Below are 12,187 nucleotides of genomic sequence, written 5' to 3'. Positions count from 1 at the left end.
AAATATCTTTTTTTTACAAGCACTATACTTTAAACTACATTTAAAACAAAATAAAATAAAAAATTGTAATTGACTTTTTGTTTTATATTTATACAATTTATAAATTAAAATTAATAAATAAAAATGTAAAGATTACTTGTAATATATTTTGCAAAGAGAGAGAACAATTTTTATAAACAATAATAGAGGTAATAAATGATTAGTATAATATCAGATATGGACGGAGTTATATACAGAGGCAATAATCTAATAGAAGGTGCAGAAGATTTTATAAAAATGCTATTGTATAAAAATGTACCATTTCTATTTTTAACAAACAATGCCGAACAAACTCCTAGAGATTTAAAAAGAAAATTAGAGTCATTGGGTGTAAGCGGATTAGATGAAAAACATTTTTTCACAGCAGCACAAGCAACAGCTATATTTTTGCAAAGACAGCTTGCAAATGGTACAGCCTATGTTATAGGAACAGGAGGACTTGTAAGTGAATTATATAATGTAGGATATAGTATCAATGATGTTAATCCTGATTATGTAGTAGTTGGTAAAACTAATGCTTTTAATTTTGATATGCTTCAAAAGGCAGTGCATCTAATAAATAAAGGTGCAAAATTTATAGGCTGTAATCCGGATATAGTAGACCCAGCTCCTAATGGGGAATTAATACCAGCAGTAGGACCTATATTGGCAGCAATAGAAACAGCTACAGGTAAAAAACCTTATATAGTAGGAAAACCAAATCCTATTATGATGTCAATAGCTAAAAACCAAATTAATGCCCATAGTGAAAATACATTAATGGTTGGTGACAGAATGGATACAGATATATTGGGCGGACTTGGCGCCGGTATGAAAACTGCTTTAGTACTTTCTGGAGTTACTACAAAAGCAATGATGGAAGAGTTTCCATACAGACCAAATTATATATTTAATTCTGTCGCTGATATAGACGTAGATAAATTTTAATTTATTATTTTAGTATTTAATTATTAAAGCTGTTTAATTTTATTAGACAGCTTTATTTTTATAAAATTGGGGATAATTTCATGTCTAATCTATTATTTATCATAATGACATTATTATGGCTTTCATTATATGTTTATATACCATATCAAGTTCCTTATTTATCATCTATTAATATAAATTCATCTATGATAGGAATCATTATAGGACTTTATGGTGCAGCACAAATGTTTTTGAAATTTCCATTCGGACTTCTTAATGATTATGTAGGAAAATGCAAAATATTTATACTATTAGCAGGGCTTCTTACATCTATTGGCGCTGTAATAAGATTATTTAATTTAAATGCTTCAGGATTCTTGATCGGCGGAATTTTATGCGGAATATCTGCATCTATTTGGACGGTATTTATGGTTCTATATGCTTCTTACTTCGATAAAAGTGAAGAATATAAAGCAACAAGTAAATCTCTAGTAGCAAGCGTTACAGGCATGTTCTTGGCTTTTTTAATAGCTGCTTTTTCTTATAATAAATTTGGAATGAAGTTTCTTCTTTATGTTAGTGCTGTTTCAGGAGCATTAGTTTTTATATTGGGTATTTTTCTTCAGGATAAAAAAAATAGTAAAAAATTATCAATAAAAGGGTTATTCTCAGTAATAAAAAATAAAAGATTAATAGTATTTTCATTGCTTGCTATAGTAATGCAGGGAATACAAATGGCTGCAGTTATATCATTCACATTAAATAGAATAAAAGAACTTGGCGGAACTGATCAAAATGTCGGTATGGCATCAATAGTAAGTATGTTTTTTGCTATATTGGGAGCTTTTGCACCAAGCAGAATAAAAAATGAAGATAATATAAGAAAGTATATACCAATATTTTTTGTAATTATGGCTTTATACTGCATAGCTGTTATATCAAGCAGCAATGTATTTATTATAATAGGTTCTCAAATTTTTGGAGGATTTTCTTCAGGAATATTAGCTTCTTTGCTTACTAGTGAATCAATAAAAGAAATAGATATAGAAAAGAAATCATCAGCTATGGGATTTTTTCAATCCACATACTCTTTTGGTATTTTTATATTTCCTATAATAACAGGTAAATTAATAGATATATATTCTATAAATATAGCCTATATTGTACTTGCTTTAATTTCTTTTTTATCTGCTGCAACAGCAATTATTTATTATATAAAAAATAGATATGAAAAAATAATAAAATGATAAAAAATAATTGCAAAAAATAAAATTTATAATAGTATATTTGCATTAAATTTTTACGGATTTTTTTATGTCAGAAAACAATAAAACAAATAATAATACAGGTTATATATTTGCAATACTAGCAGTTATTATATGGAGTGGAAATTTTGTAGCAGCTAGATTTCTTGTGAATTTAACACCAATAGAAATTTCATTTTACAGATGGCTTGTTACTCTTTTAGTATTGACTCCATTTTGTATAAAAAAGCTGTTAGATACTATAAAATATATAAAAGGAATATGGATACAAGTTATAATATTATCAATACTTAGTGTTACTTTATTCAATACATTTGTATACATGGCTGCACATACAAGTAATGCAACAAATATGTCTTTGCTTGCTACTTTATCTCCTATAGTAATAGCATTAATTAGCAGAATTGTATGGAAAACAAAATTGACTATATATCAGAAAATAGGATTATTAGCTGTAATAGTAGGAGTTGTTATTTTAATTACTAAAGGAAGCATAGAAATTCTTATGAAACTGCAATTTGCTATAGGTGATTTTTATATGCTTATAGCTGTTATAATATTTTCAATATATACTTTAATTTTAAGAATAAAACCTAAAGAAATGCCTCATCATATTTTCTTTTATCTTATGGTTATTATAGGATTTATACCTTTAATGGCAGCAATGATATATTTGTATATTTCTAATAATGCCCATACTTTAAATATGCAAACAGGATTAATACTTTTATATGTAGGTGTTTTTCCATCTGCATTAGGATTTATATTTTGGAATATAGCCATTGCAAGAATAGGAGCAATAAAAGGAGCTATAATATATGATTCTGTTCCTTTCTTTTCATCTTTGGAAGCTGTTATACTTCTCAATGAAAAATTATTATTATCTCAGGTATTAGGAGGAATATTAATACTTCTTGGCATAATATACAGCAGCATAGGCGACAAGATAACAGATCAAATAAAAAATAGAAAATAAAAAAGGGAAACTTTATTAAAGCCTCCCTACTACTGTTATAAAAAATAGTTTATATAATTTATGAAATATTAATTAAGTTTTCTTAATTCTGATCTTTTAAGCGGTGTAAATCTTGATTTGTCAGAATAAGGAACTCTAGTCCATTTCATAGATTTTCCAAAAACTCCGGACTTATCAATAGATCCTCTTAAAATAAGTCTTCCTTCTTTGTCTATAGATATTTTACCATTGTAAGTTTTACCGTCATAAGGATTATATATTTTTCCTCCATTCCATTCTTTTTTATCAAAAGATAATCCCATAATATACACTAATCCTTTTAATGGAAGTTTTCTAAGCTGAGGATTAGGATTTTTTTCATCCAAACTATCTGGTCCATAATAAGATTCCTTATAAGCAAAAGAATAACCATAATACTTTCCGCCCTCTTCATAAATCTCTACAACAGGAATTCTTCCTAGAGAATCTTTTTCAGCATACCATAATCCTACTATATCATTAGCTTTGACATCTTGAGCATTCAAAGCTAATACTGAAAACATTAATAATGCTGAAACAAACAAAAATTTTTTCTTCATAATTTTCCTTAATTTATTAAATATTATTTGCATACTAAAACATAAGTTTTTGCTTTTAGTAAAATATTTATTATTTTTATAAAAACTTGCAAAGAAATATAACTCTCTGCAAGTTTTACAATATTAAATATATTAATAAAATTTCCATTCTAAACCAGCATCCAACTGTATAGCAAATTTATATTGTGCATGTTTCTCAACAAGCCATGTACCTATTTTAGTACTAACGAATGGAGAAAGACTAGGTACACTATTTAAAGCCTTTTTATAAGAATATGCAGCAAATAATCCAACTCTATATAAATCTTTACTAGAAGAAAGCATATGCTCTATTGTTGTATTAATAGCAAAAGCCATACCCCATTCTTTCATGCTGTATCCTAATTTTATATCATGATTGAAATATACATCTTCAGCCTTTACAACTATAGACTCTCTTGCTAAATAAACATATTCATTTTTATCAACACCAAATGCTCTTACATAATTTATATAAGGAGTATATATAAGTGCTATAAGTCCAGGTCCAACAGGTCCTCCCATTGTAAGTGTAGGAGCAAACTGAACATATATAGTATTTCCTCCAACATACTGAGGTTTTTTATTCATAGGATTAAGTCCTGTAAATGGAGGAAGTGCATGATTGAATTCTTTAGTATCACTATCAACTAAAACAGGTCTACCCGGATCAGCAAGTCCTGCTTCATAAGTAAACTTAAATAACATTTTCAATGCTATTAAAGGCTGAAATTCCACATAAGCAGAAGTTCTTGAAAAGCTGCTGAATTCCTGCTCTATTCCGGCAAGTACATAAGAATCAGCAAAGAAGAAATTATTCATCTCTCTAAACAAAGCCTTTTTATAAAATACTTGACCTTGATATAGAGCCCCAAAATGATTCCACCTGCCTAAGAAGTGATTTGAAAAATACCAACCTTCATCAGACTTGTCAGTTAAATCCCTTTGAGGCTTTACATCTTCTTGTGCTAATAACGGTATATTTATAATTGTAATGAGTATAATTGCTAATATTTTTTTCATAATATTCTCCTATTTTTTATTCAGTAAACTTTATAATTTCTTCTATATTCCTTCTGCATTCTTTACTGTCAGTGTACAGCAATTACTATACACTGACTTAATATATTTTTAATTGAGTCTTTTAATTAAGTTTTCTTAATTCACTTTTATTTAATGGCGTATATTTAGAAACTTCATTGCTAGGCACTTTCTTCCAAGTAAGAGTTTTACCAAAAAGTCCGGCTCCGTCTATAGTAGCTTTTATTTTTAACTCTTGTTTATTATCTGAAAGGCTTGCTTTGGCATTATATATTTTGCCCTGTTCAGGATTATATATTTTACCGCCTTTCCATTCGCCTTTTGAAAACTCTAAATCATATAAATATACAAGTCCTTTTAAAGGCAAGTTTCTTAATTCTGCTTTAGGATTATTAACATCATTCACAGTATCAGTAGAATTCTGATAGGCAAATGAATAGGCATAGTATTTATTATTCTCTTTATAAATTTGAACTACAGAAACTCTATTTTTAGCATCAGCCTGACTGTACCATAATCCAACTATATCATCAGCATTTTGTCCAAAAGCCATTATACTTGATATCATTGTAAGAATTAGTATTGTTATGATTTTATTTTTCATTTATATTTCTCCTTTCTATGTTTTTATGTTTATATGTTTTCATTTTTTATAATATGTTTTCAAAATTCACAGTCTTACCATAATCAATATTAAATAAAACTGTGAAGATTCATTTATTACTTAAACAAGTTCATCAAAGCAGGAATCCAATGATGAGCAGTACCCACAGCAGTTCCGAATGCTGAACAAAGAAGTATTCTCAACACTATATAAGGTTTTATAGGGAATAATATATTTCTTGCTGCCAAATATCCGCTCATTATAGCACCTGTAAATCCTCCGCCAGGAAATCCCCAAGCACTAGCAAAATGTAAATTCTTAACTGTAGGAGATACTCTCACAGAACGGCTCTTTTTCAAATAAGCATCCTGAACAAATCCATAAGCTGTGCCCTCTGGAGTTTTAATATATCTCTTTATTGTTTTTGGTGTAGCAACTTCATAGTACTCAATATTATCTCTGAATCCCGGATAATGCTTTTCTGCTCTGTCTATCAATTTTTCTGCTAATTCTTTCTTTTTAGCTTTATAATCTTCATCGCTTAAATCTTTCCATTCATCTAAATATGAAGGCCCTGTCAATACAGCAAATGAACGTTCATCACCTTCTTCTACAAGTCCACTGTCTATTGTAGAATAATCAACAAATACAAAGTTTCTATCTTCTACTGGTATGTTTCTTTGTCCTTTAGCATCTTCTTTAAATGGAGTATTCAACATTTTTTCTGTACTTATAAAAGTAGAGTATGCATTGTTAGGATAAAGCTCTGTAAATTTCTTCTTAAATATTATGTAAACTGTGTATAATGATACAGAGTTTTTAAGTTTATTTATTCTCTTATCCTCATATCCTTTTGGAAGAAGCTCATCATATACTACTTTAGGTGCAGCATTAGCTATTACATAATCAGCATTCACTGTAACTTCCTCTTTTGCTCTTTTGTCAAAGTAAGTAACACCTTCAGCAATATTTCCTTTTACATTTATTTTCTTAACTTCTGAAGAAACTCTCACCTCTCCGCCGTTTTCTCTTATTATATCAGCTAAAGCATTTGATAAGTTTTGACTTCCGCCTTTGATGAAACAAGCTTGGTTATAGTATCCGCCTTGAGCACAAGCATGATAATACCAAGTAAATTCATAAGGATTATCATGATAGTAAGTTATATTAATATTTAATATCCTTTTTAACTTATCACTTTTTATGATTGAATCCAAAACATTTCCAAGTTTCTTTTGAGTAAATAAATGGTATAAATTCATTGGGAATGTTGTTATAGGATAAAATAGGAAATCAAAAAACTTCAAGTCATAAGGAAGTCTTCTTATCATATACATAATTCTTGAAAGCCCGCCGAAATATTTTCTTATACCGCCTTTCTCCTCTGGGAATTCTTTTTCTAATGTATTCATAACATTCTGATAACCTTCAGGTATAACTAAATCTGTAGACTCTGTTTTTATTCTCCAAGTTTGAGGCAATTTAACAAAATCAACTCTGTCATAAATACCTAATTGTTTTAATATAGGATATTTTCCATCTCTGCTTTTTTTAGCCATATCCATTTCATGAAGACCTACTTCAAACTTAACATTTTTTCTTTTATATACTGTAGCACATCCGCCAACTATATTGTGGCTTTCTAAAACTAAAACTTTCTTTCCTTTTTTTGCTAAATAAGCTCCTGAAGTTAATCCTCCTAATCCTGAACCTATTATTACTATATCGTATTTGTTATTGTTAGTCATATTTATATACTCCTTTATCATTTTAATAATTGTTTTTATTTTTAGTTATAAGCGTTTTTATTTGTTTTTGCTTATATCTATAATATAACAAATACCAATATAAATACAAGCGTTTTTTATAAAAAATGCGTATATATAGTTCATTTTTTTTAAAAAATTACCATTTATTGACATAACAGTATAAAATGTATAATAAATTTTATGTTTTATATTATTTTTTTACATTCTAATTACATAAAAATGACATAATAATAAAAAAAATAAAATATATTTACTCAAATTAATAAAGATAGAAATAAATTTATATAAAAATAATACAGTAAATAAATATCATATTATATTTAATAATACTTTTTATAAATCATAATACTAATAAAATATGTATTTTTATTATTTGAAATAAATTTTTATTATAAAAGATATATTTTTAACTTTATAGAAAAATATTATTTATTTTGAAGTTCTTTATTTTTATTTTTTATATCCAACACTATTTCTTCAACAGAAGTTTTATTGAGAAAATCTATTTTTTTTCCATAATTTTCTAATAATGCTTTTTCATCTTCTGTTTTTATTGATTTGGCAGATATTATTCTTTTAAGCATATACATCATCAATGCATGATGAAGTTTCAATTTATCAAAATCTATACTTCCACGCAAAAAATAAAATTTCATATATTCTTTTTCATCTGATTTAAAATTTTGATTAATTGCATTATTATATGTTTCTTTATCTTCAGGATTGGTAAGTCCAACTATCACACAATATAAATTCTTTCTGCCTTTTAATTTTTTATAGAATTTTTTTATACCTTTAGCTGATGAAAGCTTACCCGCATACAAGGCCCCGGCAAAAACAATAAAATCATAAGTATCTAAATTTTGAAAAGTTACATTATCAATACTATAAAGATCCCCATGAACTTTATCAGCTATCCACTTAGCATAAGTTCTTGTAGTTCCATATTTACTTTTATAAAGCACAGCAATTTTATTTGACATAAATTAACCCTGTAAAAAATTAATTATATAATATAACATTATAATAAAAATAAACAATTTTGTCAAAGATAATGATAGTCAGTTTATATTTAATAAAAAAGTCTGACTATGTATAAAACATAATCAGACTTAAAACTAAATAAAAAATATTAATGATTATTATCTTTTAGCTTGTTCATATTGTTTAGGGAATGGTACATCAATACCTAAAGTTCTAGCAGCCTGCAATGCCCAATATGGATTTCTTAATAATTCTCTTCCGATATAGATAGCATCAGCAGCTCCGTTTCTTACCATCATATTAGCCATTTTAGGATCATATATAAGTCCTCCGCCAATACAAGGAACTTTCATATATTGTTTTAATTCACGGCAGAAAGGAATTTGATATCCTTCATAAGGAATAATTTTTCCGTCAGCAGTAACAGCACCTGTACTAACATTTATAGAATCGAATAAACCTTCTGCTTCTAATGGTTTTAACATATCAGCAAAATCTTTTACTGTGTTTCCGCCCTCTCTCCAATCGTAAGAAGATATTCTTATTTGTATAGGATAATCTTTACCTACTGCCTCTTTACCTTTTCTTAAAATCTCTTCTAAAATTTTAGCTCTGTTTTTACCATATTCATCAGTTCTCTTATTTGATAATGGTGATAAGAATGTAGAAATTAAATATCCATGAGCAGCATGAACTTCTACCATATCAAAACCTGCTTTTTTAGCTCTTACAAAAGCTTTAACAAATGCATCAACAACCTCGTTAATATCATCTTTAGTCATTTCAACAGGTGTTCTATATTTATCATTGAATGCTTCAGCTGTAGGAGCATAAATTTTATCAACTTTTACAGATTCACACTTTCTTCCAGCATGGTTTATTTGTATGCCGGCAGCAGCGCCATTGCTTTTAATAGCGTTTACCAATTTAGATAAACCATCAATATATTTATCGTCCCATATACCTAAATCTCCGTCAGTAATAGAACTTACATAAGGAAGTACTCCTGTAGCTTCAACAATGATTAAACCTGTTCCGCCTATAGCTCTTGTAGCATAATGCTGAATATACCAATCATTAACATATCCATCCTCAGCAGAATACATACACATTGGAGGCATTACTACACGGTTTTTTATTTCAAGGCTTCCTATTTTCAAAGGTGTAAAAAGATTACTTTTTTCTGGTTTCATAAAATAACTCCTAATTAAAATATTGAATATTTTTCATCATATAGTAGTATATAGTATATAATAATTTTCATTATATTTCAATTTCACAATATAATTAATTCATAGTTATATTATCTTTAATTAAATGTGATTACCAGAATAAAGTATTTAACATACATTTCATACATTTATTTTTTTAATAGATCGGAAGCTATAAGCCCTGCATTATTTTTTATATCAGTTCTTGCCCCTCTTTCTATAAGAAGTTTTATAGTTGAAGCATATCCTTTTTCATTGGCATAATGCAAAGGAGTATTTCCTTCATTATCCTGAGCATTAATACTTAAAAAAGTGTTTGATAAATAATATGATATGGCACTGTCATTACCATAAATCGTAGCAAAATGAATAACAGTTCTTCCGCTTAAAGATTTTTCTCTAGTTAAAGATGAATCTTTTGTGAGTAAAAAATATATCATATCCGGAGTAGAAAATGCTGATGCATAAAATAAACTGCAGTAACCATTATAATCTTTTTTTCTCATATCAGCACCATTTTCTATAAGCAGATTCACAGCATTAGTATTGCCTTTGAATATTGCATATTGTAAAGGAGTTGTGCCGTTAAATAATACTTCTCCGCTAAAATTGCCTCCTTTTACAGAATAAGTATTAGTGTAATTGTTAAGAGGCATCTCTATATCTATAGCATTACTATAACTTAAAAGCGCTTTCATAGCTTCTAATTTATCATAATTAATAGCATAAAGTAATGGAGTGAAACCTTCTGCATTTCTTGAATTTATATCTATACCGCTTGAAACAGCTTTCATTATATCTTGAATGTTACCATTATATATAGCATCAAATAAAGGCTTGCTTGCTTCATATATATCTGAATAATCATCACTTGTATCAGGCTCTACATAATCATCATTCGCATCATCAAGAGTTTTATCATCACTATACTCATATATTAAATCATCAGCAAAAGTATTAGCCTGTACAATTTTAACATCATCAATCATATCATTATTATCGTACTGCATGTTATAATATGAATTAGTAACTACTGTATTATAGTTTGTATCTATATTATTTAAATTTGTATTTCCATATAAATCATTATTTGCTTTACTATTATTTAATCTTTCATTGGTATAAAAATCACTATAATAACCATTATTTGTATCAATAACACCATTTGTCATAATGTTATTTGTATATGTATTATTACCTATAATATTTTCTATACTCTCAACTCCATCACCATAAAGTAAATCAGAAGCAGTTTTTCCATCATAATTTTTTATAGTATAATCAGCACCTTTTAATAATAAGAATCTATATGTATTACTATTATGATTTTTTACTGCAAAATGCAAAGGTGTATTACCATCTATATTTTGTGCATTTATATTAATAGGAGTTCTATTCATAAGAGCAATCAAAGTATTAGTATTTCCTAATGCAGCTGCATTATGCAAAGGAGTATCCCCATATATATCAACAACTCTATAAGCATTACTTGAATAATTTAAAATCGTATCAATAATTTCTGCACTTCCATAGCTTGCTGCATACATCAAAGCATTATTTCCTAAACTGTCTTTTCTATTTATATCTGCTCCAAGTCTTAAAAGAGTATTTATTATATTAGTATTACCGTTAAATATAGCATACTGCAAAGGACTAGCATCACCCAAATATACATTGCCTACAGCTTCTATTCCATTAGTGCTTTCATCAAAATACACTTCTTCTGCTGGTAAAAAAGAAGTTTCTATATTAATAATATTTGTATTATTCATTCTATACTTAAGAAGCTCATTAACCATATCATCTTTGCTAAGATGTATAGCATAAGTAAGAGGAGTTTCATAAGATATAATTATAGAATTCATATTAAAGTTAGAATACATCATTATATTTCTTAAAGCATTAGTGTCTGATGTTTGAATGGTTCTTGCAATTAACATATTTTCATCATCAGTATTTGTAAGTAAATTATCTTCATTGTTAGTAGAATTATCACCTAAATCAATAGATGAACTTCCTCCTGATAAAACATATTCAGGCTTTACTCCATAATTATCACCTATATCTTTATTAGCACCAAGTTTAATAAGAAGATTATACGACTCTCTTTTTTTATAATAAGCAGCATAATATAAAGCAGTGCATCCGTTTGAATCTCTATCATTTATATTCATATTAACATTTTTCACTAAAAAATTTATATTTTCTAAATTATTAAGAGAAGCAGCATAATGAAGTCCATTAATATTACCATTAGATGTTTTATCATTAGCTAATGTTCTATCTTTTACAAGAAGCATTCTTATAATATTACCGTTTCCAAAACCGCATGCATATAAAAAAACAGGAGTTCCTTCATTATCTCTAGCTTTAACATCAGCATTTTTATCTATTAACTGTTTAACTATTCTAGAATTATTTTTGAATATAGCAAACATTAAAGGAGTAGATCCTCCTATATTAAAGCTATCTCCTTCAAATTTATTTATATACGGATAATCTGCAAAATCATCTGGAAGTTTAGCTTCTATATTAACATCATTATATTCAAGCAATACTCTTACAGCTTTTTCATTACCGCATTCAATAGCATACAAAAGCGGAGTTAATCCTTTTTCATTTGTAGCATTCAAATCCATTTTATATCTTAAAAGATTTTTTAATTGTGATTCATATTTATTTTCTTTTATAGCATCAAAAAATTCCTGCTCTTTTTGAGTTAATGCAAATATATTGAAACTAATAGTAAAAAGCAATATAATTAATAAAAATCCGTTTCTAATCATAAAAAATAAT

10 protein-coding genes are annotated in these 12,187 nt (G+C 27.5%); 3 read left to right on the top strand and 7 right to left on the bottom strand.

Annotated features, from left to right (window positions below):
* The first annotated feature begins 195 nt into the window (after positions 1-195).
* From BHYOB78_RS05500 to BHYOB78_RS05490, 3 genes are all read left to right on the top strand, one after another.
* Complete coding sequence (locus tag BHYOB78_RS05500; RefSeq protein WP_020063446.1) at positions 196-966, top strand: HAD-IIA family hydrolase; 771 nt, start codon at positions 196-198, stop codon at positions 964-966.
* Between the two features lie 80 nt (positions 967-1,046).
* On the top strand, positions 1,047-2,192 hold the full coding sequence (locus BHYOB78_RS05495) for an MFS transporter (RefSeq protein ID WP_020063445.1): 1,146 nt from the start codon (positions 1,047-1,049) through the stop codon (positions 2,190-2,192).
* Between the two features lie 67 nt (positions 2,193-2,259).
* Complete coding sequence (locus tag BHYOB78_RS05490; RefSeq protein ID WP_020063444.1) at positions 2,260-3,186, top strand: DMT family transporter; 927 nt, start codon at positions 2,260-2,262, stop codon at positions 3,184-3,186.
* A 68-nt stretch (positions 3,187-3,254) separates the two neighbouring features.
* Here BHYOB78_RS05490 and BHYOB78_RS05485 read toward each other — a convergent pair whose 3' ends face one another.
* The 7 genes from BHYOB78_RS05485 to BHYOB78_RS05455 form a co-directional block, all read right to left on the bottom strand.
* Complete coding sequence (locus tag BHYOB78_RS05485; RefSeq protein WP_020063443.1) at positions 3,255-3,764, bottom strand: DUF2147 domain-containing protein; 510 nt, start codon at positions 3,762-3,764, stop codon at positions 3,255-3,257.
* Positions 3,765-3,896: 132 nt separating this feature from the next.
* Complete coding sequence (locus BHYOB78_RS05480; RefSeq protein ID WP_020063442.1) at positions 3,897-4,805, bottom strand: hypothetical protein; 909 nt, start codon at positions 4,803-4,805, stop codon at positions 3,897-3,899.
* Positions 4,806-4,926: 121 nt separating this feature from the next.
* Positions 4,927-5,427 (bottom strand): DUF2147 domain-containing protein, encoded by a 501-nt coding sequence (locus tag BHYOB78_RS05475; protein WP_020063441.1) that lies wholly within the window; start codon positions 5,425-5,427, stop codon positions 4,927-4,929.
* Between the two features lie 116 nt (positions 5,428-5,543).
* Entirely contained in the window at positions 5,544-7,196 is a 1,653-nt protein-coding gene (locus BHYOB78_RS05470; protein WP_145945201.1) for a phytoene desaturase family protein, read from the bottom strand.
* Positions 7,197-7,621: 425 nt separating this feature from the next.
* Entirely contained in the window at positions 7,622-8,179 is a 558-nt protein-coding gene (locus BHYOB78_RS05465; protein ID WP_012669804.1) for a flavodoxin domain-containing protein, read from the bottom strand.
* A gap of 159 nt (positions 8,180-8,338) precedes the next feature.
* Positions 8,339-9,373, bottom strand: a complete 1,035-nt coding sequence (locus tag BHYOB78_RS05460; RefSeq protein WP_012669803.1) for an NADH:flavin oxidoreductase/NADH oxidase — start codon at positions 9,371-9,373, stop codon at positions 8,339-8,341.
* A gap of 167 nt (positions 9,374-9,540) precedes the next feature.
* The gene (locus BHYOB78_RS05455) at positions 9,541-12,177 is read right to left on the bottom strand and encodes an ankyrin repeat domain-containing protein (protein ID WP_020063439.1); all 2,637 of its coding nucleotides are present in this window, start codon (positions 12,175-12,177) and stop codon (positions 9,541-9,543) included.
* Positions 12,178-12,187: the final 10 nt, after the last annotated feature.

The sequence above is a fragment of the Brachyspira hyodysenteriae ATCC 27164 genome, from assembly GCF_001676785.2.
GTDB classification, from domain to species: Bacteria; Spirochaetota; Brachyspiria; order Brachyspirales; family Brachyspiraceae; genus Brachyspira; species Brachyspira hyodysenteriae.
This window is presented reverse-complemented; position numbering and strand designations above follow the sequence as displayed.